Source organism: Marinobacter sp. B-12 (assembly GCF_056857915.1).
In genome coordinates, this window is the sequence record NZ_JBSXOB010000057.1 from 78306 (window position 1) to 101674 (window position 23369).

Sequence of the window (23369 nt, forward strand, 5' to 3'; positions counted from 1 at the left end):
GGGCTTTTTTGTTGCCATAGCCGCCGGGGCTCATGAGTTGGGGCCGCCGATAGGGTAGAATGGGTCCGATAAAAATAACCTGTGCGGACACATAGCCGAGGAAGTGATCAGGGCCAAAGGTCCATTGTTGTTCACTTCGCAGACTGACTGAATTTTGGAGAGTTTTGAGATGGCTGATTATCAGGCACCTTTACGTGACATGCGCTTTGTCCTGAATGAAGTATTTGATGCGCCGGCCCTTTGGGCATCGCTGCCCAAAGTGGCGGAGAACGTTGACCCGGATACCGCCGACGCCATTCTGGAAGAAGCCGGTAAGATTACCAGTGGTGTGCTGGCTCCTCTGAACCGCGAGGGTGATGAGCAGGGCTGCAAATGGAATGACGGCGACGTGTCCACGCCAGAGGGGTTTCGCGAGGCCTATCAGACCATCGTTGAGGGCGGCTGGAACGGTCTGGGCGGCAACCCGGAGTTTGGCGGTATGGGCATGCCGAAAACCCTGGTGGCCCAGTTCGAGGAAATGATGCAAGCCGCCAACATGGCCTTCGGTCTTGCTCCGATGCTGACGGCGGGTGCGTGCCTTGCCCTGGATGCCCACGGCAGTCAGGAGCTCAAGGAAAAGTACTTGCCCAACATGTACGCAGGTACCTGGTCTGGCGCCATGGATCTCACCGAGCCTCATGCGGGTACGGATCTGGGTATTATCCGCACCAAAGCTGAGCCCAATGGCGATGGCTCCTTCAGTGTGACGGGCACCAAGATTTTCATTACCTGGGGCGAGCACGACATGGCGGAGAACATCATCCACCTTGTGCTGGCGAAGCTGCCGGATGCTCCCAAAGGGCCCAAGGGTATTTCCCTGTTTTTGGTGCCCAAGTTTGACGTAAACGAAGACGGTTCCCTTGGCGAGCGCAACAGCCTGAGCTGTGGTTCCCTGGAGAAGAAGATGGGCATCAAAGGGTCCGCTACTTGCGTAATGAACTTCGACGGTGCCAGGGGCTGGCTGGTTGGCGAAGAAAACAAGGGGCTGGCCGCCATGTTTACCATGATGAACTATGAGCGCCTGGGCGTTGGCATTCAGGGCATTGGCGCTGCGGAAGCCTCGCTGCAGAGCGCTCGTGAATACGCCCTTGAGCGCATCCAGAGCCGAGCGCCCACAGGTGCCCAGCAGCCGGAGAAGGCCGCTGACCCGATTCTGGTTCACCCTGATGTGCGCCGCATGCTGCTGACCATGAAAGGTTATGTGGAAGGGGGGCGTGCGTTCTCCACCTATGTTGCCCAGTGGCTGGATATTGCCAAGTATTCCGACGATGACGAACGCCGCAAGCATGCCGAGGGTATGGTGGCGCTGCTGACACCGGTGGCGAAGGCTTTCCTGACCGATCGCGGCCTGGACGCCTGCATCATGGGCCAGCAGGTCTTTGGTGGCCACGGCTTTATCCGGGAGTGGGGCCAGGAACAACTGGTTCGCGACTGCCGGATAACCCAGATCTACGAAGGTACGAACGGTATCCAGGCGCTGGACCTGATGGGGCGGAAAGTGGTTGGCAGCCAAGGCAAGCTTTATGAGCTATTTGCCGAGGACGTGGCTACCTTCATCGAGGAAAACAGCAGCGACGAGAACTTGCGCCCCTACCTGGAACCATTGGCGGCAGCATTTGAGCGCCTGTCGGATGTGACCGAGCATGTGATCAAGCAGGCCGGTGACAATCCGGACGCTGTTGGCGCGGCTTCCGTGGACTACCTCGACCTGTTTGGCCTGACGGCCCTCGGCTATATGTGGGTCAAAATGGTTAAAGTCGCGGCACCGAAGGCCGATGGTGACACCTCCGGCTTCTACACCGGCAAGGTGAAGAGCGCACGCTTCTACTTCGACCGATTGCTGCCAAAGACCGTCGCACTGGCCGAAGGCATTCGCAGCGGTAGCGACTCGATGATGGCGCTGACGGCTGAGGAGTTCTGAACCGTCGGCAGTCAACAAAAAGGCAGGCCCGCGGGCCAAGCCGTTCACCTAAAGTGGATCTGAACGGCTTGGCCTAGCCCGAAAAGGCGCTATACTACTGGACATCCAGACAGTATGGTGCCTTTTTTCATGAGAAAGAAATCTTGCCAGAAGGATTGGCCGCGAGTTCCGGAAAGGTTCGAGGGAATTCAAGTTAACGGCTGTGGGGCACCGGATTGCGAGAATTTTGGTCTCTCGCCTGTCCCCGAAGAAAGGATATGCAAGGAATCTAATAGAGAAACGGATGATCGTCAAATTCCGGAGATGCCGGAACCTTTCAGAATTCAGGGAACGGGTCTCAATTCTGCCGCGCTAGCCTGCAAATCCTGTGAAACCAGAAAACAATTCGGTAATTATTCCGGCAGCATCACCTCTGCACTTAAAAGTAACCAGGCGGTCGCTGAGGAACTTCACCGCATCAGCCGATATCTTTCGGGTCCTGACTTAAGTTGTCCCAACGGCTGCACGAACGAGGGCGGCGAAATAAAGCGACGTGGGAAAACGGCCTCAGGCTCTCAACGCTATCAATGCCTCTCCTGCCGGAAGACATTTACACCCAAGAAAAGAAACCGCGTCCATCGAAGACCCGAAACGAACAAACAATTCTTCAAGCTTCTCGTTAATCGCGTTCCTTTGCGCCGAATCGCTGAAATCCTGTCTATCCATCCAAAAACACTCTACGGAAAAATAGATTTCCTGCACCGTCAGTGCCTGGACTTTGCAAGTCGGCGAGAAGTTGAGCTGAAAAAAATGGGCCGTGATCGACTGTATCTTGCGACAGATCGTCAGGTGCAGATCAGCAACTGGACGCAGCGGAAAGATAAGCGGAACTGTGAGGTTTATGGAATCGCTACGGCCTGCCTCCGAACCGGTTACGTGTTCGCCTTCAATTTCAATTTTGATGCGAGCGTCGATCAAGATCAGATAGAAAAACACGCTATCGAGATTGGTGATTATGACCGTCCCAAGTACCATCGCAATTACGCAAGGGTGTGGCTGAAGCAGGAGTTTGCAGATGCCACCAAACGCTCCTCAAGCCGTTTAGAGCGCCTGGCAGCAGGGTCCTTGGTGGAAGAGGTGCAACGCAAGGCCGCCTTCGATAGCAGCGTTAATGTGAGTGGATCATCTGAGGATTTTGATTCCACAACGCGTCTTCCGGCTAAAGGCGTTTTGATTCACAACGAATACACCATGGCAGCCCATTTCTTTTTGTTGAGGCATCTACTGGGTTCTGTAGAGCGAACTCGTTTTTATATGGACCAGGACACCGGAATGCGAGGTGCCTATATCGCAGCGTTCCGCGACAAAATACTGAATGGGGAATCGGATGGATTCCTGATCAGGGCAAGCAAAGAAAAAACCGTCGATGCCAAGCGGCAATTAGTTCGAGATGCTCAAGAATTGATCGGCGAGTATGCTGGCGTTGCCTTCCTGAAAATGTCCCGGAAGGAGCGAAAGGCAGTTATCAATCAAATGTTGATCGACCGAATTCAAAAACCACTGTCGTTTCCGAATTCCCCCGAGAAATGGGTTCAACATCCGGAAGCCACAATGGTGGAATCGGAAAAAATGATCGCGGCCATCACTGGGATCGACCGTTACTCACTCGACCATCAAGCGAGCCTTCTTCAGATGGGGTCACTGCATGCGGTAGATCGATTCTTTATGCAAATCCGGCGAGCCATAAGTTGTTTTGAACGACCATTTGGATCCGGCACCAGTGGAAGACGCATCTGGTACGGTTACTCACCATATAATCCGGACAGGTACAGCCAACTTGGAGACATCTACCGGGTTTATTACAACTTCTGCAAAACCAATGATAAAGGTAAGACTCCGGCGATGCGATTGGGACTCGCAAAAGGCCCGGTAGACCTAGAAAAGATCATCTATCTCGACAAATACGCGAAGACCAGCGCATAAAAAAGGGCCAGTGGATAAATCCACCGACCCTCTTTGTCGCCCGGCCTGGCCAAACCAGATCCACTTTAGGTGAACGGCTTGCCCGCGGGCCTGCCTTTTTAATGCTGCTCTATGTACTCGCTTACAGGTTTTCTACCCGGCCAGGATCAAGAACAAAAGGGTTTTCGTTACCCTGGATGTCGGCAATCTGTCGATGGCGGACAAGCTCCCTATCATCTGGCGGGTCGATCCGGTTCCAGCTCTTGAACACCCGGAAAGCGCCCGCCCAGGGCAGGTCATAGGTGTTCACCATATAGGCCACCGTGCGGGCAATATCGCCTTTCACCTTTTGCGGTGGTTCAAAAAACTGCGCGCTCTCGCGAATTCCGCACTCGTCGGGCTTGCTTGCATCGCCCAGTTCCTCGTAGATCGCGTTTCTTCTGGACATTTCAATACGACTGCGAACGGGAACCATGTTGTGAAGATCCGATGCAATCTGCCGGTATCTGTCATCATCGTCGCATTGACTGCTGGTGCCACACCCAAGCGCATTGCGAACTTTTGCCAGAGGGTATACATAGCCTTCCGTGAGGACAAAGCCTTTGCTTTTGAATGGGGTGCCGCAGAAGAAGGAATTGCCGCCCTGGGCATACAGTTTGCCCCAGAATTCGTTGTTCACAACGGTATCCGGATCACTGAAGCGGGTGTTCTGGCTAATGACGAGAGACGGGATAAGCAAGGCTGCCAGTGCGACCAAAACAACGTTTTTAGTTTTCATAGGCCATTTATACCTCTCAGCGCGTGAGAGCGCCTTTGCTAATCGGGCCATGAAGGGCAGTAATTAAACCTGGCCAGTCAGAAAAATGACGGTTCATTCATTTATATTGAGAAGTATGACACAGAGGCCCCGCCGGGAAAGAGCCTCTGTGTGGCTATTTGTGGCATTATGTTAACCGGTTAACATTTTACTTCTTTCGGTTACGTATATTCCGGTAGCCCGTTCTCAAATCTTCGCCCAACTTATGGGCGGTCTGGCGAGCCTCTTTTGACGCGTCTTCGGCATCGTGAAGAATGTAATCGAGTTTGCTGCGAAACCGTTCCCAGTCCTTCTCCAGATCGTCCCACTCGTCTTTCACGTCTTCATGGGCCAGATGCATCTGAACCCGCGCTTCGTCACGGTACTGTTTAATTTTTTCAGACAGTTTTTTCAGTTCGTCCTGGAAGCTCATATCATGCACCTCCTTTAACAGTTAACGACTATACGATGCTACCGAATGTCGAAAACTGTCAAGCTGGATTGACGGCTATTTCATAGCGTCATGCGCGCCTTGCAAGCAAGGTGATCAGGTCATGTAGGTAGTGCCAGGGTGAGAGAGTATCAAAGCCTTTGGCGGCTCTGTCTGTGGTGCTGCATAGCTCCAGTGCGCTGTTGAGTTGGTGGCGGTTCAGGCGGCGTGCAGCTTGTTCGACGGCCTTGGCGCGCTGGGGTTGGAATACGCCGCGTTTCTTCAGGAAGCCGGCGGTATTCTCTCGTTGGGCAGCAGCGATATTCAGCTCCATGGTAAGGTTCAGGTCCCGTGTCAGCACCGCCAGCAATCCCAGCGGGTTCTCGCCTTCCTGCTGAAGAACACCGACGATTTTGCGGGCGTGGGCGGCCCGGCCGGCGAGGAGTTCTGTCACCAGTTCAAAACCGTTGAAGCGGGAGCTGTCCTGAACAGCCTGTTCCACGGCGTCTTCGTCGATGGTGGCGCCGGAATCCAGCAACGCCAGGCGATCCAGTTCCTGGCTCGCTGCCAGGAGGTTACCCTCGAGTCGTTCTGCCAGGATGTCCAGTGCACCGCGGGTGAGGCTGAGGCCATGGTTACGAGCCCGCTGTTGCAGCCAGCCGGGGAATTTATCAGTATCAATGGGCCAAACCGGCACGTGCACGCCTTTGTCTTGCAACTCCTTGTACCACTTCCGTCGGGTTTCGGCGGCGTCCAGACGTGCGCTGATCAGTAGCAGTACAATGTCGTCGGGAGGGTTCTTTAAAACGCTTTCAAGAATCGCACGGCCATCCCCCAATTTGCCGGAGGGCAGGTGTATTTCGATACGGCGCTTCTCGGCAAACAGCGATAGCGCACCAAATTCTTCGCCTACGCGGTTCCAGTCCAGTTGCTGGTCAGCGTGGAAGGTTACCCGGTCCTGATAACCGGCTTCTCGCGCGGTCTTCCGGATCTGGTCGCAGCATTCCTGAACCAGCAGGGGTTCATCGCCCGACACCAGGTAGACTGGCGACAGACCTTTTTGGAGAAGCTGGGGGAGCTGGTGGGCCTGGGTCTTCATGGCTGACCACTGTCTTGATGACGTGTCTGTTCCGCGTCCTTCTTTATCTGTTCTATGCGTGCACGGTCAAGGGGCGCCAGACGAAAGATGATCTGCTGGGCGAGACGGTCGTAGAGTTGCTCCCGAAGGGCTTCCTCTTCCCGTTGCTTGGCCAGTACATTGGTTTCGTCGTAGCGGTAGGTTTCGCTGCTGCTGAGGTCAGCTGGCGCTATCAGCGGAACCTTGTCGGACGTCAGCACTTCAATATCAACCGTCTGCCGAAGTGTATACTCAGCTGCGGCAGCGGTTACTGTAATGGCGCTGGCCCGGCGTTCCCGGCGGAAGTTGCTGATGTTAAGCACATAATCGGCGTTCTCGGCCGGCTGAAGGTTGATATTGCCCAACTCCAGTTGTGTCTTCACTGAGCTACACAGTTGTTCAGGTACATTGCGGGAACAATCAACTGCAAGCGGCTGTAATGCGGATGACACCGGTGGAGCACCTCGCAACTGAAACCCGCACCCTGACACCAGAAGTGAAAGGGTGAGGCCAGCCAGAAGTGTCTTGGGGGAGCTGGCCAGGAGGTTCATATCAGTTCGCTACCACGTTCACGAGTTTGCCTGGCACAACGATGACCTTTCGCACGGTTTTACCCTCAGTGAAACGGACAACGTTCTCATTTTCGAGTGCCAGAGCCTCCAGCGCGCTTTTCTCAATGTTTGCTGGAACGTCGGCCTTTGCCCTGACTTTGCCATTCACCTGCAGGACAACCTGAATCTCGCTGCGAACCATCGCGTCCTTGTCTGCCTCGGGCCAGGGCGCGTCGACCACAGGCTCGTCGTGACCCAGTGCGTGCCACAACTGATGACAAATATGGGGAACGATTGGAGACAGGACAAGTACCGCGGTATCCAGTGCTTCCTGGCGCACCGCCAGGCTCTGGGGCTCCTCGTCTGTCAGTTTGCTGACATCGTTGAGCAGTTCCATTACCGCTGCGATGGAGGTGTTGAACGTCAACCGTCGGCTGACGTCATCGCTCACCTTGGCAATGGTTTCATGGGTCTTGCGACGAAGGTTGCGCTGGCCTTCACTGAGGTTGGTGGTATCCAGAGCAGGAACCGTTCCGCTTTCAGTGTGTTCGCTGACCATGCGCCACAGGCGTTTGAGGAAACGGTGGGCACCCTCAACGCCGCTGTCGGACCATTCCAGGGATTGCTCCGGAGGCGCCGCAAACATCATGAACAGGCGCACGGTATCGGCGCCGTGTTCATCGATAATCGCCTGGGGATCAATGCCGTTGTTCTTGGACTTGGACATTTTGGTCACGCCACCAGCAACAACCGGCTTGCCGTCGTCTTTATGAACAGCACGAATTACCTGGCCCTTATCGTCCTTCTCGGTGACCACATCGGCCGGCGAGATCCAGATCTTGCCGCCGTTGTCGTCCTCGCGGTAGTAGGTTTCCGCAAGCACCATGCCCTGACACAGCAGGCGGTTGAAGGGTTCGGAACTGTTGACCAGCCCCACATCCCGCAGCAGTTTATGAAAGAATCGTGCGTACAGCAGGTGCAGGATCGCATGCTCGATACCACCGATGTACTGATCCACCGGCAGCCAGTAGTTGGCCGCAGCCGGGTCCAGCATGCCCTTGTCGTAGTTGGGGCTGCAGAAGCGGGCGTAGTACCAGGACGATTCCATAAAGGTGTCGAAGGTGTCGGTCTCCAGTGTTGCAGGCTGGCCTTCGTAGCTGGTCTTGGCCCACTCCGGGTCGGCCTTGATGGGCGACTGTACGCCGTCCATCTCCACGTCCTCGGGAAGTGTGATCGGCAACTGGTTGTCTGGCACCGGACGTTCCGTACCGTCTTCCAGTGTCATCATCGGAATCGGTGCGCCCCAGTAGCGTTGGCGCGACACGCCCCAGTCCCGAAGGCGATAGTTGACTGTGCGCTTGCCAATGCCGCTTTCTTCCAGGTGATCGGCGATTGCGTCAAACGCTTCCGCACTGGTCAGGCCGTTGTATTTTCCGGAAGAAACCAGAACGCCTTTTTCGATGAAGGCATGCTCCTGAACGTCGATTTCGCGGCTGTCCGTGGCAGCGATAACCTGTTTGATGGGCAGGCGATACTTGAGCGCGAACTCGTGGTCACGATCGTCATGGCCGGGCACGGCCATCAGTGCGCCGGTGCCATACTCCATCAGCACGAAGTTGGCGACGTAAACAGGAATTTCTTCCTGCGTCAGCGGATGAATGGCCTTGTAGCCGGTATCAATGCCTTTCTTTTCCATGGTTGCCATATCCGCTTCGGCAACCTTGCTGTTGCGGCATTGCTCGACAAACTCAGCGACTTCGCGATAGCGCTCGGAAGCGGCCTTGGCAATGGGGTGTTCGGCGGCCACGGCCATGTATGTCACGCCCATGAGTGTGTCCGGGCGGGTGGTGTAGACGTCCAGTGCGTCCTCGCGGCCTTTGAGGGGAAAGGTCAGCTCGGTGCCCACCGATTTGCCAATCCAGTTCCGCTGCATGGTCTTGACCTGCTCGGGCCAGTCTTCCAACTCGTCCAGGTCATTCAGCAATTCTTCGGCATAGTCGGTAATGCGGATAAACCATTGGGGAATCTTTTTCTGCTCGACCAATGCGCCGGAGCGCCAGCCACGGCCATCAACCACCTGTTCATTGGCCAGTACCGTCTGGTCAATCGGGTCCCAGTTGACGGTGGACATCTTCTTGTACACCAGGCCTTTCTCGTAAAGACGGGCGAAGAACCATTGCTCCCAGCGATAGTAGTCCGGTTTACAGGTGGCCAGCTCGCGGTTCCAGTCGTAACCGAAGCCCAATTGCTTGAGCTGGTTTTTCATGTAGGCAATATTGGCGTGGGTCCACTTCGCGGGTGCGGTCTTGTTGGCGATGGCGGCGTTTTCAGCGGGCAGGCCGAACGCATCCCAGCCCATGGGCTGCATGACATTCTTGCCCTGCATACGCTGGTAGCGGGAAATGACGTCGCCGATGGTGTAGTTGCGCACGTGCCCCATGTGCAGTTTGCCGCTGGGGTAGGGGAACATGGACAGGCAGTAGTATTTGGGTTTGCCCGGTTCTTCCTTCACCGTGAACGTGTTGTTCTCTTCCCAATAGGTACGGGCTTGTTGTTCAACATCGCGCGGATTGTATTGCTGGTCCATTCCTGCCATTACCAAAGTTACCCTTTATCAGACCGTATCAAAAAAGATGTGCGAAGCGGCCGGACATTCTAACGCACACAAGGCTTAACAGGTAGTCTGCCAATTTGCCGATACTGTGCCATGCTTGGGGTTATGGTGGAGGGCAGAACGGGTATGGCTGTCCAGGGCACGCTGTAAATACATCCCTGTACGCTTGACAAAAACATCCATGTTTTTGACATCCCTGGACAGCCATACCCGCTCTGCCCCGGACCCTGGGAGTCAGGCTTACAAGGCAACTGCCAATGTCTGGTGTCGGGATGGCGGTGGCCTTTGCGGGACTGTCTGCAGCATGGATGCTGCAGTCAAGCTTACATGGACGTATTTACTGCGTGTCCCGCAAAGGCCACCGGCAGCCCGACACGGCACCTGTAACCCGGTATAAGGAGCTGTCATGACCGAACCAGAACGCAATCATCTCTCAGGCAGGGCTCTCGAGGCCTACGACCGCATGTTGGAGCGGGTCCAGGCCCGGCTCAGTGATATGGAGAACACCACTCGCGATACCCTGAAAGAGGAAATCGAGCGGGCGGTGGAGTTTGAGTATGAACTGGCAGAGATGACCCGCGAAGAAGCGGACCTGCTTGGCGCGTATCTGCAGCGCGACCTTGAACACCTGCTGCATTTCGTGGAAGAAACCGGAGAAGGCCTGAAGGAGTGGTTGCAACTGGACATCTCCCTGCTGGAGCACCAGTTGGCGGATATGCTGTTCTCGGTGGCGGACAAGACCCGACTGGATACGCTCGAGCTGAACCAGAAACTGGAAAACCATGAGCCCAGCCAGTATATCAGCGGCGAAGTGGCCACCGCCGGCATGTTCAAATGCCTCAACTGCAGCCACATGCGCTGCCTGACCGCAACCAGCCACCTGGAACCCTGCGACGCCTGCGGCTCCCACTACTACAAACGCGTTACCAGCCGCTGGCCACGGAAGTCCGAATAGGCATAGGAAGACTAGGGGAGTCCAGCACAGAGCCAGAACGGCCAAGGGGTGGGGGTGCCTTTTCTGTCAGAGAAAGGTGTCCGAGCGCAGCGAGTTCTTTTTCCAAAGAAAAGGTACCCCCACCCCGTGGCCAGACACCAAAATGCAGGCTACTCAGTTCCGCGGAATCACCCGCTCCCGAACAAACACGATAAGAATCGCCGCCAGCGTCAGCACGGGCCAGGAACCGGATTGCATGTAGGGCGTATTGCCCTCCGCCGCATAGACCTCGCCAGTCATCACCGCGCGTTCAAACTGCGGTATGGTTTCGGTGATCTGGCCCTTCTCGTCAATAATAGCGGTTACACCATTATTCGTGCCCCGCAGCATATAACGACCGGTTTCCAGAGCTCGCATACGGGCGATCTGTAGGTGTTGCAGCGGGCCAATGGAATCGCCAAACCAGCCATCGTTGCTGATGGTCAGCAGTATGTCACTGTTGCGGGCGTTGGTGGCGACAAAATCCGGATAGGCCACTTCGTAGCAGATAAACGGCATGATGTTCGTGCCACTGGCCTCAAGTGGCGACTGATTGGCTGGCCCCCGGCTGAAGCTGGACATAGGAAGGTCGAAAAAACCGATCAGGCCGCGAAGCCACTGCTGCAGCGGCACATATTCCCCAAACGGCACCAGCTTCTGCTTGTGGTAGATGCCGCCGCCATTACCAATCGCCATGATGCTGTTGTGATAGGTAAAGTCTTCAATGCGGTCACTGAAGCCATACCAGGGGATGCCGGTAATCAGTGTGCTGTTCTCTCCCAACTCTGCACCGATGTGGTCGATGATCTTGCCAGCCTGGTCCTGGGGAATCGGAATAGCGGTTTCCGGCCACAGAATCAGGTCGGTATCCCAGTGGTCTTCTGTCAGCTCCAGGTATGCCACGATCTGGTCCCGGAGGAAGTCCGGGTCCCACTTGATTTGCTGAGGAATGTTGCCCTGCATCGCGACAAACGTGGTTGGTTCCGTCTGCAGGGTCGTCCATTGAGCCTGAGAAAAAGCCGGGCCGGTTACCCAGGGCAGCAGCACCACGCCGGCGACGAAAGCCGTGCTGGCATAGCGGGCTTTCCGGGCCAGCCACCAACAGCCTGGAATTGCGCAACCGGTGACGGTCACCCAAAACGTAATGCCGTGGACGCCGGTTAAGGGTGCGAAGCCGCCCAGAGGCCCATCAACGTGGGCGGTGCCCAGGTACAGCCAGGGAAAACCCGTTAGTAGCCAGCTCCTAACCCAGTCACAGAGTATCCATACCGCCGGAAACAGGATCAGCCGCCTGATCGCGTTGCTCTTGCCGAGTTTGCCCCAGGCCCAGAATGCCAGGCCATGGAAAAGGGCAAGCCCCGCCACAAAAATAACCGTCAGGACGAAAGCCAGCGGAACAGACGTGTTGCCGTGTTCACTGATACTGATGTAGACCCAGCTTGCGCCCGTACCGAACAGCCCCAGTCCGACCAGCCAGCCCGCCCGAAACAGCTTTTGCGGGGCGAGCGGCAGGCAGCAAAACAGTATCAGCGCGACCGACAACGGCCCCAGCCACCACCAGTTAAAGGGCGAAAAGGTGAGTGTTTGCAGCGCACCGGCGACGAGCAGGACGGCCGCTCGCAGCCAGGCATGTTCAGAAAGGGCGGATGTCAGTACGGAGGTTCGGGTTGTTGTATTACTGGTCATCACCACGCGTTACCTGCAGCAGACGGATAACACGGTTATCGGCGTTGGCGATGGTGAACTGCAGCCCGCCAAACTCCACCGACTCGCCCCGCCTGGGCAGGTGACCGAATTCCTTGAGCACAACACCGCCAATGGTGTCGAACTCCTCTTCGTCCAGCTCGGTTTCAAAGAATTCGTTAAAGTCGTCGACGGGGGTGACTGCCTTCACGGCGTAAGTGCCATCGCCGCGGGCCTTGATGTGGGTTTCCTCGTCGAAGTCATGTTCGTCTTCGATTTCGCCCACGATCTGTTCCAACACATCCTCAATGGTGATCAGGCCGGCAGTACCGCCGTATTCGTCAACCACAATGGCCATGTGGTTGCGGGTTTCCTTGAACTCTTTTAATAGCTGGTTCAGGCGCTTGCTCTCGGGTACGAACGTGGGAGGGCGAAGAATCTCGCGGATTCGGGTCCAGTTGACGTCGCTATTCAGGGCCAAGGGGAGCAGATCCTTGGCGAGCAGCACGCCAATGACATCGTCCTGGCTGTCGCCAATGACCGGGAAGCGGCTGTGGGCAGATGAAATGATTTCGCCCAGGAACTCTTTTGGATCCTGGGATGCCTTGACGGTGACCATTTGGGAGCGGGGAATCATGATTTCATCCACCCGCATGTCGATCACCTGCATGGCACCTTCGATGATGCTCATGGCATCGGTATCGATGATTTCCTGGGACTCGGCGTCCCGCAGGATTTCCAGCACGTCCTCAACGGACTCAGGCCCGCTGGAGAAGGCCTGTGATATACGCTCCAGCCAGGACTTGTTGCTGCCCTGACTGCGACTCGACTGATCGTCGTTCATGAGTCTTTTTCCGTTTCCTCTGTCTCGTAAGGATTGCTGAACCCGAGTTGCGCGAGCAACCGGATCTCGAGGGCTTCCATGACCTCGGCATCATTGTCTTCAATATGGTCGTAGCCCTGAAGGTGCAGCATACCGTGCACCACCATATGGGCCCAGTGTTCTATCAGCGTTTTCCGCTGCTCGACGGCCTCTTTCTCGACAACCGGAGCGCAGATGATCAGATCACCGGCCAACGGAACCGTTATACCGGCTGGCGCCTCAAATGGGAAGGACAGTACATTGGTTGGCCCTGATTTTCCGCGATACTGGCTGTTCAGGTCGGCGCTCTCATCGCTGGCAACGATACGGATCGTCACCTCGGATGGACTCTCGCCCAACCACGCGGCCCCTGCCCAGCGCTCAAACTCGACGTCTTCTGGCACCCCGGGCGTTTCGATGGCCCGCTGCACGTCCACTGTCAGTTCACTCACTGGCCTGTGGCGCTCCCGTCGTCAAAGGAATCATAAGCTTCGACAATCCGCTGCACCAACGGGTGACGCACCACATCCCGGGCCTCGAACCGTGTGAAACCAATACCGGATACTTTGCTCAGCACACCGGCCGCGTGAATCAGTCCGGAATTCTGCCCGCGGGGAAGATCGACCTGAGTGGTGTCGCCGGTGATCACGGCGGTGGAGCCAAACCCTATCCGCGTGAGGAACATTTTCATCTGTTCGCGGGTGGTGTTCTGGCTTTCATCCAGGATGATAAACGAATTGTTGAGCGTGCGGCCGCGCATGAAGGCCAGTGGGGCTATCTCAATCACGCTTTTTTCGATCAGCCGCGTCACATGATCAAAGCCCAGCATTTCGTAAAGGGCGTCATAAAGTGGGCGTAGGTAAGGGTCCACCTTCTGGGCCAGATCGCCCGGTAGAAAGCCGAGCTTTTCGCCGGCTTCCACGGCCGGCCGGACCAGCAGGATGCGCTTCACCTGTTCGTCTTTCAGTGCTTCAACCGCGCACGCCACCGCCAGCCAGGTTTTGCCGGTACCGGCGGGACCAATGCCAAAATTCACATCGTGGGTACGGATGTTGTGCACGTATTTCTGCTGGTTCTCGCCTCTGGGCTTGGCCTGCAGTTTCGGGGTTTTGATGACGGTTACGGCGCCCTTGTAAGGCACGTCATCCGGCAGCCGTTCGAATCCGGTCTCGCGGATAAACAGGTGAACCATGTCCGGCGAGATATCATCGTTGGCTTCGGTTTCCCGATACAGGTGCCGGACAACTTCAGTAGCGGCTGCCACGTGTTCAGTTTCACCTTCCACCCGGAAATGATGGCCGCGGCGGCCAATCTTGACGTTCATGCGCCGCTCAATGTGCTTCAGGTGCTCATCAAACTGGCCGCAAAGGGTGGTCAGCCGGCGCTGATCTACCGGGTGCAGGTCGAATTGTCTGTGATCGTTGGCGTTCAAAAGTGCTCCGTTTGTTTACTCCCTTTGCCTTCAGGGAGTGGGTATATCACGATTTGTGCTAGCGGGCGCGGGTCGGAGGACTGTTCCAAAAAACGCCCGTGAATACGTCCCTGTAGGGCTCGGTCGCGCCATCCCTGGCGCTCCACGTTTTTGGAACAGTCCTCCGACCCGCGCCCTTATTCAACTATGTGTAGGCCCGCTTCTTTAAATACAAGACCATTTGCACACTGCAGACACGAGAAGAGTTCGCGGAGAGTGGTGGGTACATCCTCCCAAAAATGTGCGGAGCCATGGATGGCGGAGCCCAAGCGCACAGGGATGTGCTTGTAGCGTTTTTTGGGAGGATGTACCCACCACTCGCCAATTACCAAGCCCCAGACGACTTGGGCCAAGGCTTAAAACATCTCGGAACCAACAGGCACACCACGCAGAGAGTTAGGCAGTGCCTCCCGAATCTCGACATCAATAAAGTGCCCAACCACCTCCGGATTCTCATGCCGGAAATTCACAATACGGTTGTTCTCGGTACGGCCCGCGTATTCACCGGGGTCCTTCTTGGACAAGCCTGTCACCAGAATACGCTGCGTCGTGCCCACCATCTTGCGACTGATGTCCATCACATTCTGGTTCAGTCGGTCCTGAAGAATGCTCAGGCGCTGTTTCTTCACCTCCAGTGGCGTGTCATCCGGCAGGTCCGCCGCCGGAGTGCCGGGCCGGGCGCTGTATATGAAGCTGAAGGACATATCAAAGCCGATATCGTTGATCAGCTTCATGGTGTCCTCAAAGTCTTTCTCGGTTTCACCGGGGAAGCCGATGATGAAATCCGAGGAGAAGCTGATGTCCGGGCGGATCTTGCGCAGGCGGCGGAGTTTGGATTTGTACTCCAGCGCCGTGTGACCGCGCTTCATGGCCGCCAGGACACGGTCCGAGCCACTTTGCACCGGCAAGTGCAGGTGGCTGACCAATTCTGGTACCTGCTCATAGGCTTCGATCAGCGAGTCCGAAAACTCCACCGGGTGTGAGGTGGTATACCGGATACGGTCAATACCGTCGATGGTGGCGATCAGGGTCACCAGCTCCGCCATGTCCATCACGTCGCCATCGTGGGTTTCGCCACGGTAGGCATTGACGTTCTGGCCCAACAGGTTCACCTCACGCACGCCCTGGCTGGCCAGGTGGGCGACTTCCGCGACCACGTCGTCCACCGGCCGACTGACTTCCTCGCCACGGGTGTAGGGCACCACGCAGAAAGTGCAGTATTTGCTGCAGCCTTCCATGATGGAGACGAACGCGGACGGGCCGTCGGCGCCGGGATCAGGCAGGTTGTCGAACTTCTCGATTTCCGGGAAGCTGACGTCTACCACGCCAACACCATTACCCTTGGCGCGGACTTCGGTGATCATGTCCGGCAGACGGTGCAGGGTTTGTGGGCCAAATACCATGTCCACGTAGGGTGCCCGGTCGATGATAGCCTGGCCTTCCTGGCTGGCGACGCAACCGCCGACGCCGATGATCAGGTCCGGTTTGCTGTTTTTCAGTTTCTTCCAGCGACCCAGTTGGTGGAACACTTTTTCCTGCGCTTTTTCGCGGATGGAGCAGGTGTTCAGCAACAGGATGTCCGCGTCATCCGGGGTGTCGGTCATTTCGACGGTTTCGCCGGTACGCAGCAGGTCTGCCATGCGTGATGAGTCGTACTCGTTCATCTGGCAGCCATGGGTCTTGATGTACAGCTTCTTGGCCATGAGTCTCAACGTGCTTGGTGTGTGATTTGCGCCGGAAGGTTGGGAGTGGCGCTTAAAAAAGTTAGCTGCACATTATAACGGGGTGATCAATCGGCAACCACCTTTGTCTCGGCAATCCTCTAAATCGCTTGTGGTAGTATTGGCTTTTTGGAGCACGAAGCGGCTGGGGGATGCTTTTTGAAAACACGCCGTAAATACGTCCATGTAGGCTCGGTCGGGCCATCCATGGCCCTCCACGGTTTTCAAAAAGCATCCCCCAACCGCTTCCCGTACCGATGTGCCAGAGCTGATCCCGTATAACCATGACCCCTGAACGCCTAGCCCGAATCAAACAAACCCTGGATACTCGCCAGCCCGATCTCAGCGTCCTCACCGACCAGGTCCACAAGCCTCGCAATCTGTCTGCCATCATCCGCTCCTGCGATGCCTTTGGTCTTGCCAACATGCATGTGGTCTGGCCGCGGGAAGGTTTCCGGGCCTTCCGCAAAACCGCTGGAGGCAGCTACAACTGGGTGACCACCCATACGCACCCCACCATGGACGATGCGGTTTCGGAGCTGAAAGGGCAGGGCCACAAACTCTACGCAGCGCAGCTTTCAGATCGGGCAATTGATTATCGGGAAGCAGATTTCACCGTGCCCTGCACGGTGATCATGGGTAATGAAGTGGATGGTGTCAGCGACGGCGCCGCCGAACAGGCCGACGAGCATATTGTGATCCCCATGATGGGCATGGTGGAGTCCCTGAACGTATCCTCAGCCTGTGCGATTATTCTGTCCGAAGCTCAGCGACAGCGGAAACTGGCGGGCCTGTATGACCAACAGAGGTTGCCGGATGATGAATACAACCGTTTGTTGTTCTGCTGGTGCCAGCCGGTGGTTAAACGCTACTGCGACGACCGCAACCTGCCATACCCACCCATCGACCCGGAAACCGGTGAACTGGTTGACGGCGTAGGCTGGATGCAGGAAGTCCGGAAGCTGCGCGCAAACCGTCGGAGGTGGACTGATAACTCAGAACCCGCCACCAACGAACCTCAATAAAGGGATTAACCACAGTCGTTTGATCGGTCACGGTGTGGGGTAGCCTTTTCTGCCGGAAAAAGGTGTCCGAGCGCAGCGAGTTCTTTTTCCAGAAGAAAAGGCTACCCCATGGCGGGACCAGCCCCCAACCCCGTCAGGCTAGGGGAATGCTATTCTTCGCGACCTTCAAGATAACGCTGCAACTGCTCCCGCAACGCCTTAGGCAACCGTGTAATCGTCAGTGCGTCGTTATCACGGTCATAATAAACCGCCTGATTTACCAGATCCGACGAGAACGACACACTCATACCACCACCGGAACCCGCAATCCGCACAAGCTTCTTCACCTTCCGATGATCCGGATGCAACACCCCGCTTTCCGGCAGCTCAGCGGTTTCACTGGCAAACTCCTTGAAACGCTGGGGCTCGTTCTCGTCCAGATAGCCCGACAGAGCTTCAATGGCCACAGGCTCGCCCAACGCATGTTGCTCCTTTGAAAACTCATAAGCCCGCGCCCGAATCTTACCCGCTTCCTCCGGCTCGGAAGACTTGGCGAAGGCTTCCACCGCATCCATGAACGTCAGCGTTTCCTTCTCCACATCCACCTGATTGGTGAAGCCGCACAACCTGATGAACAGATCACCACCCTCGCCGGAACCACGGGCGTGGACCAGCGTAAGGTAATTTTCGCCGGCGTTGTCACCCAGCCAGTCGTCCAATTCCACGCGCACCGCCAAATTCAGCCGCGACAGGCTCAGGATGTCTGTGGCGTCCAACGTTTGCTGGGCATCAAAACGCATGGCACTGTCGTTTTCCAGGATAAACAGATAAACCACCTCCGCATCCGCGAGGGCTTCGTGGACAATCATCAGATGTCCCTCAAACTCCTCCTGGGCGCTGTTAAGCAGTTCCTGCCACTGCCCAAACAGACGGTCAGTCATCGACGCAAAGCTCTGCTTATCCTCCCGGTAGTCCTTCAGCCAGCTGCTGAACGGACTGTCTCCGATATCCTCGGAAAAACGACCGTACTTTTTTCCCGGCTTGCTGTTGAACAGGCGCTTCATCTGTTTATGAAGCGCCTCATAGTCACCACCCGGCTCGGCCAATGCCTCGCCGGGACGAACACGCGCTGGCTGTCCGGGCTGATACTGGCTGGCGAAGAGAGTTCGAAGCTGTTTGATGGCCATGGAGTCGAGAGTCCCTTGGTTGATAGAGCGTGTAGGGGCTGAGGGTAAACCTTCAGGGGGAGGCATTGTAGTGGATTTTGTAGGGTCGCGGGACCAGCCCCCAAAAGAAAAAGCCCCCAAGGTTTAAGGCCAAGGGGGCTGCATGAAGTCCGGTAATACGGGTTAAACCCGCTTATGCCGCATGAGGTCCTGAATCAGCGAAGTCACCGCTTCAGTGATCTGCTGATCATCGTCTGCAGAGACAGACGCCGACGCCACATCTGCACCCAGGTTCACCGCAATGGCAATCAGGCCATGGGCACTGACCACCTGCGCAGCGCGACGACGGTCTTCGGCATTGCCGGCATTGTCCTCGCTGAGCACAACGGACGTCTTGCCCTGGTCGAACAGCGCCCGTTCAACCGCCAGGGCCAGCGCCGCTGCCTGCTTGCCATTACAAGCAATGATGGCGGGTTTTTGGGCCAGACGGCGCTCGCGTTCCTCGCTGGTCACCGGGTCCAGCGATTCAACCGTGCCAGCCGTGCCGGCAATCATACCCGCGCCAACCGTCACGTTGGTCAGCCGGTCGATCACAATGAAGCTGCCCGTTGCGTGGTTGCGCGGATAGGCATCAAACGCAATGGGTTGGCTCAGGGTCAACTCACACAGACCGATTTCGTTTAACTGAAGCGCAGACGGATTGTCGTTCTTTTCCAGCGTGTTGACGTCGGTCTGGTGATGAATCTTTTTGACGGTGGCAGAGGTAAACGTCGGGCCGAGCTTGATATCGTAAAGGCGACCGGTTTCCAGCGGCCCATCGGTCATCCACACGATGTTGGCCGTAAAACGGTTACCCACTTCCGGCTCGTCCTCAGCCTTGACCAGCATATCGCCGCGGCTGACATCGATCTCGTCGGTCAGTGTCAGTGTGACTGCCTGGTCAATGTAGGCCTCTTCCAGGTTGCCATCAAACGTCACCACATCCTTGATGGTGCTGGTGCGCCGTGAGGGCAGGGCCATTACCTTGTCACCCGGGCGGATCACGCCGGATGCAATCGTTCCGCAGAATCCACGGAAGTTCAGGTTCGGGCGCGTGACGTACTGTACGGGGAAGCGGAAATGTTCCAGGTTCTTGTCGTGGGATACTTCCACGGTCTCCAGAATGTCCATCAGTGGCTGGCCGTCGAACCAAGGCGTTTTTTCGCTCTTATTGACAACGTTGTCGCCTTCGAGGGCCGACAGCGGCACAAAGCGGATATCTTTCAGGCCAAGCTGGTTGGCAAATGCCAGGTAGTCGTCCTTGATTTCATTGAAGCGTTCTTCGCTGAAATCAACCAGATCCATTTTGTTCACTGCGACCACAATGTGGCGAATGCCAAGCAAGGATGCAATGTAGGAATGCCTCCGGGTCTGGGTCAGAACCCCATGGCGCGCATCAATCATCAGAATCGCAACTTGAGCCGTCGATGCCCCTGTTGCCATGTTGCGAGTGTACTGCTCGTGGCCCGGAGTGTCTGCGATGATAAACTTGCGTTTATCAGTGGAGAAGAAGCGATAGGCAACATCAATAGTGATGCCTTGTTCCCGCTCGGCCTGCAGGCCATCGACCAGAAGGGCAAGGTCCAGCTTTTCGCCAGTCGTGCCCATCTTGGCACTGTCACTTTTCAGGCTTGCCATATGATCTTCATAGATCATCTTGGTGTCGTGCAGCAGGCGACCAATCAGGGTGCTCTTGCCGTCGTCCACACTGCCACAGGTGAGTAGGCGCAGCAGTTCCTTATTTTCGTGTTGCTTCAGGTAGGCCTGAATATCTTCCGCAATCAGATCAGACTGGTGTGACATCTTAGAAATACCCTTCCCGCTTTTTCTGTTCCATGGAGCCGGCCGAGTCGTGGTCGATCACGCGGCCCTGACGTTCGGAGCTGGTCGCCAGCAGCATTTCCTGGATGATCTCCGGCAGGGTGTCTGCCTCGGATTCAATGGCGCCGGTCAGTGGGTAACAGCCCAGGGTGCGGAAACGGATGGATTTCATCATCGGCTTTTCGCCTTCTTTCAAAGGCATGCGGTCGTCGTCCACCATGATCAACGTGCCATCGCGCTCCACTACGGGCCGCTTGGCGGAGTAGTACAATGGCACGATTTCAATGTTTTCCAGATAGATATACTGCCAGATATCCAGCTCGGTCCAGTTGGACAGCGGGAATACCCGGATGCTCTCGCCTTTGTTGATCTTGCCGTTGTAGATGTTCCAGAGCTCGGGGCGTTGGTTCTTGGGGTCCCAGCGGTGGTACTCGTCACGGAAGGAATAGACACGCTCCTTGGCACGGGATTTTTCCTCGTCCCGGCGGGCGCCGCCAAAGGCAGCATCAAACTTGTACTTGTCCAGGGCCTGTTTGAGAGCCTGGGTTTTCATCACGTCGGTGTGCTTGGCACTGCCGTGGGTAAATGGGCCGATGCCCTGCTTGATGCCGTCTTCGTTCTTGTGAACGATCAGGTCCAGGCCGTATTCCTTAACCTTGCGGTCCCGGAAATCGATCATATCCTTGAACTTCCACGTGGTATCCACGTGCATCAGCGGAAAAGGGGGCTTCCCTGGATAGAATGCCTTGCGGGCCAGATGAAGCATCACCGCGGAGTCCTTGCCGATGGAATAGAGCATGACCGGGTTATCGAACTCGGCCGCAACTTCCCGGATGATGTGGATGCTTTCAGCTTCCAGCTGTTTGAGATGCGTCAGATTGTAAGTGGTCATCGTGTCCTGTTACCGCTTTGCGTGCCTCAAGATTCGATTGAGGCTGGGCGTGTGAATGCCGCAATGATACCAGATCAGGCCATGGCATAAGAAGCCGGGTAACTAGAGTTTGCCGCTATAACAATATAGCGGCAGGGTAGGCTGGCAGCTATAACGGGAAGGTTAGAGCTACGGGGTGGAGAGCAGTTTACTGACGTAGTTGTTCACGTAATCGAAACCATTGCCTTCGAATTCCGCGAATTGGATGCCGAGCTGGAACTGGTCGCGGGCAATTCGCCGCATGTGGACGATGTTGCCTCCAGCGATCACCGAAACTGGTTGTTTGGCAACAACCGGTACGGAAAAGGTCGTGGTTACGGAAATCCAGTTGCCGGGTGCGGGTGTCTTCTGTCCGGGAACCAGTTTTCTCACGGAATCCTGATCACACAGAACCATCAGGCCGGTTCGGGAAATATTCGAAACTTTACAGGTCAGGAAGCTGCCGTCAACTGTCTCAATCCGGGCCTCGGTAGCAACATCAACGCGTTGTTGGTTGCGAAGGTTTGGCTTGGCGGCAACTGGTTTCATGGTCACTCTTCTTGCGTCTCTGGTTTTAAAGCAGGCAGCCTTACCCATTGTTCAATCCTTTATTGTTTTTTTACTCGCTGCCTTCTTTATATACACGTGCTATGAACGCGAGAAAGCCGCGCCAATTGTCATGAAGATGTAACATGGCGAGCACGAAAAACAGCAAGCATTTGTTGTTTCGATCTTAACTCTCTGAAAGTCTAGTTGTTTGTTTAGTGATCAGCAAGTTGCCTGTCGCCAAAACTGTCAGATTTGTGAACTGAATGTGAGCGTTGCGAAGGCTAGTCATCAGCCCCCAAGTTTCTTAACAAGAATCTCATTAAACAGCTTCGGATTGCCCTGGCCCTTGGAGGCCTTCATCAGCGGCCCCATAAACCCGCCGAGCATCTTCTTCTGCTTCTTGGGGTCGGATTCCTGCTGATACTGGGCAACCTGATCCGGCATGGAAGCCAGAACCTCGTCCACCATCTTCTCGAGCTCGCCAGTGTCTGACACCTGCTTCAGACCCTTGGCATCGATGATCGCATCCACACTGTCATTTTCGCCGGTCCAGAGCGCCTCGAACACCTTTTTGGCGCCGGCCGAGGAAATCGTGTTATCCGCGATACGCACCACCAGATCCCCAAGCTGCTCGCCGGAAATCGGTGAGTCGGCCACAGGTTTTTCCTCCGCATTCAGGCGTGCGGAGAATTCGCCCTGAACCCAGTTCGAAGCCAGCTTGGCGTCTTTCCCGCGATCAGCGGCGGCTTCAAAGAACGCAGCCAGCTGTGAGTCACCAGCCAGTAGCCCGGCATCGTAGTCGTTCAGGCCGTACTGCTCCTTGAATCGGACCTTGCGGGCGTCCGGCAGTTCCGGGAGGCTATTATGAGCCTCGTCGATGAAGGCATCGTCGATTTCCACCGGCAGCAGGTCCGGACAAGGAAAGTAGCGGTAGTCATTGGCTTCTTCCTTGGTGCGCATGGAGCGGGACTCGTCACGGTCGCCATTGTACAGGCGGGTTTCCTGCACGATGGCGCCGCCGTCTTCCAGAATGTCCATCTGTCTCTCAACTTCATGAGCAATGGCCTGCTCCATGAAGCGGAATGAGTTCAGGTTCTTGGTTTCGGTGCGGGTGCCCAGGGTATCGGAGCCCTTGGCCTTGAGTGAGATGTTCACGTCAAAGCGCATGGACCCCTGGGACATGTCGCCGTCGCAAATACCCAGTGAGGTCACAATGCCATGGAGCTTCTTGGCAAAGGCGACTGCCTCATCAGCATTGGTCATGTCCGGTTCGGTGACCACCTCAATCAGTGGCGTGCCCGCGCGGTTCAGGTCGATGCCAGTCATACCGTGGAAATCCTCATGGAGAGATTTGCCGGCATCTTCTTCCAGGTGAGCATGGTGAATGCGCACCCGCTTGGTTTCGCCGTTGGCCAGGTCGATATCCACATAGCCGGGGCCGACAATCGGGCGCTCCAGTTGTGTTGTCTGATAGCCCTTGGGCAGGTCCGGGTAGAAGTAGTTCTTCCGTTCGAAGACCGAGCGACGTTCAATCTCAGCGTTGACCGCCAGGCCAAACATCACCGCGTAGCGGAAGGCCTGCTCGTTCGGCACTGGCAGTGTGCCCGGCATGGCCAGGTCAACGGCATTGGCCTGGGTGTTGGGTTCAGCGCCGTAGGCGGTGCTGGAGCCGGAAAAAATCTTGGTTTTGGTGGCGAGCTGAACGTGAATCTCCAGCCCGATTACAATGTCCCACTGCATAGTCGTTCTCCTGTATCGGGC

The 23369-nt window shown here is 56.2% G+C and carries 19 protein-coding genes; 4 read left to right on the top strand and 15 right to left on the bottom strand.

What is annotated here, in order from left to right; translation table 11 throughout:
• The first annotated feature begins 169 nt into the window (after positions 1-169).
• Positions 170-1960 carry an acyl-CoA dehydrogenase C-terminal domain-containing protein gene (locus AC13D2_RS11940; protein ID WP_482938650.1) on the top strand — a complete coding sequence of 597 codons (1791 nt, stop codon included), beginning with the start codon at positions 170-172 and terminating at the stop codon, positions 1958-1960.
• 129 nt (positions 1961-2089) lie between these two features.
• The gene (locus tag AC13D2_RS11945; protein ID WP_482938651.1) at positions 2090-3922 is read left to right on the top strand and encodes a transposase; all 1833 of its coding nucleotides are present in this window, start codon (positions 2090-2092) and stop codon (positions 3920-3922) included.
• A 121-nt stretch (positions 3923-4043) separates the two neighbouring features.
• Here the strand turns inward: AC13D2_RS11945 and AC13D2_RS11950 are convergent, their stop codons facing one another.
• The 5 genes from AC13D2_RS11950 to leuS form a co-directional block, all read right to left on the bottom strand.
• Positions 4044-4679, bottom strand: a complete 636-nt coding sequence (locus tag AC13D2_RS11950; RefSeq protein WP_300497438.1) for an endonuclease — start codon at positions 4677-4679, stop codon at positions 4044-4046.
• A gap of 187 nt (positions 4680-4866) precedes the next feature.
• Complete coding sequence (locus AC13D2_RS11955) at positions 4867-5130, bottom strand: hypothetical protein (protein WP_292047414.1); 264 nt, start codon at positions 5128-5130, stop codon at positions 4867-4869.
• Positions 5131-5218: 88 nt separating this feature from the next.
• Positions 5219-6226, bottom strand: a complete 1008-nt coding sequence (holA, locus tag AC13D2_RS11960) for a DNA polymerase III subunit delta (protein ID WP_292047415.1) — start codon at positions 6224-6226, stop codon at positions 5219-5221.
• A complete protein-coding gene (locus AC13D2_RS11965; RefSeq protein WP_300497435.1) occupies positions 6223-6795 on the bottom strand; it encodes an LPS-assembly lipoprotein LptE in 573 nt (190 codons plus the stop codon). The genes holA and AC13D2_RS11965 overlap by 4 nt, the downstream gene beginning before the upstream one ends.
• 1 nt (position 6796) lies before the next feature.
• Positions 6797-9382, bottom strand: coding sequence for a leucine--tRNA ligase (leuS, locus tag AC13D2_RS11970; RefSeq protein WP_300497496.1), 2586 nt, complete (start codon positions 9380-9382; stop codon positions 6797-6799).
• A 433-nt stretch (positions 9383-9815) separates the two neighbouring features.
• Between leuS and AC13D2_RS11975 the strand changes: the two genes are divergently transcribed.
• Complete coding sequence (locus AC13D2_RS11975) at positions 9816-10364, top strand: zinc ribbon-containing protein (RefSeq protein WP_292047417.1); 549 nt, start codon at positions 9816-9818, stop codon at positions 10362-10364.
• A gap of 153 nt (positions 10365-10517) precedes the next feature.
• Here AC13D2_RS11975 and lnt read toward each other — a convergent pair whose 3' ends face one another.
• From lnt to miaB, 5 genes are all read right to left on the bottom strand, one after another.
• Positions 10518-12068, bottom strand: a complete 1551-nt coding sequence (gene lnt, locus AC13D2_RS11980; protein ID WP_482938652.1) for an apolipoprotein N-acyltransferase — start codon at positions 12066-12068, stop codon at positions 10518-10520.
• A complete protein-coding gene (locus AC13D2_RS11985; RefSeq protein ID WP_482938653.1) occupies positions 12058-12909 on the bottom strand; it encodes an HlyC/CorC family transporter in 852 nt (283 codons plus the stop codon). The genes lnt and AC13D2_RS11985 overlap by 11 nt, the downstream gene beginning before the upstream one ends.
• The gene (gene ybeY, locus AC13D2_RS11990; RefSeq protein ID WP_292047419.1) at positions 12906-13379 is read right to left on the bottom strand and encodes an rRNA maturation RNase YbeY; all 474 of its coding nucleotides are present in this window, start codon (positions 13377-13379) and stop codon (positions 12906-12908) included. Before ybeY ends, AC13D2_RS11985 begins: the two co-directional genes overlap by 4 nt.
• Complete coding sequence (locus AC13D2_RS11995) at positions 13376-14359, bottom strand: PhoH family protein (protein ID WP_007154798.1); 984 nt, start codon at positions 14357-14359, stop codon at positions 13376-13378. Before AC13D2_RS11995 ends, ybeY begins: the two co-directional genes overlap by 4 nt.
• A 395-nt stretch (positions 14360-14754) precedes the next feature.
• Positions 14755-16101, bottom strand: a complete 1347-nt coding sequence (gene miaB, locus AC13D2_RS12000; RefSeq protein ID WP_300497425.1) for a tRNA (N6-isopentenyl adenosine(37)-C2)-methylthiotransferase MiaB — start codon at positions 16099-16101, stop codon at positions 14755-14757.
• 302 nt (positions 16102-16403) lie between these two features.
• On the opposite strand from miaB, the gene trmH reads away from it, so the two are divergent.
• Complete coding sequence (trmH, locus tag AC13D2_RS12005) at positions 16404-17144, top strand: tRNA (guanosine(18)-2'-O)-methyltransferase TrmH (protein WP_288075862.1); 741 nt, start codon at positions 16404-16406, stop codon at positions 17142-17144.
• A 149-nt stretch (positions 17145-17293) separates the two neighbouring features.
• On the opposite strand, the gene AC13D2_RS12010 is transcribed toward trmH, so the two are convergent.
• From AC13D2_RS12010 to gatB, 5 genes are all read right to left on the bottom strand, one after another.
• Positions 17294-18310: a nucleoid-associated protein gene (locus AC13D2_RS12010; protein ID WP_482938654.1), complete on the bottom strand. Its 1017-nt coding sequence runs from the start codon at positions 18308-18310 to the stop codon at positions 17294-17296.
• A gap of 162 nt (positions 18311-18472) precedes the next feature.
• Positions 18473-20131, bottom strand: a complete 1659-nt coding sequence (gene cysN, locus AC13D2_RS12015) for a sulfate adenylyltransferase subunit CysN (protein ID WP_482938655.1) — start codon at positions 20129-20131, stop codon at positions 18473-18475.
• A gap of 1 nt (position 20132) precedes the next feature.
• Positions 20133-21041, bottom strand: coding sequence for a sulfate adenylyltransferase subunit CysD (cysD, locus tag AC13D2_RS12020; protein ID WP_007155648.1), 909 nt, complete (start codon positions 21039-21041; stop codon positions 20133-20135).
• A 168-nt stretch (positions 21042-21209) separates the two neighbouring features.
• A complete protein-coding gene (locus AC13D2_RS12025) occupies positions 21210-21608 on the bottom strand; it encodes a PilZ domain-containing protein (protein WP_292047428.1) in 399 nt (132 codons plus the stop codon).
• 288 nt (positions 21609-21896) lie between these two features.
• A complete protein-coding gene (gatB, locus tag AC13D2_RS12030; protein WP_482938656.1) occupies positions 21897-23348 on the bottom strand; it encodes an Asp-tRNA(Asn)/Glu-tRNA(Gln) amidotransferase subunit GatB in 1452 nt (483 codons plus the stop codon).
• Positions 23349-23369: the final 21 nt, after the last annotated feature.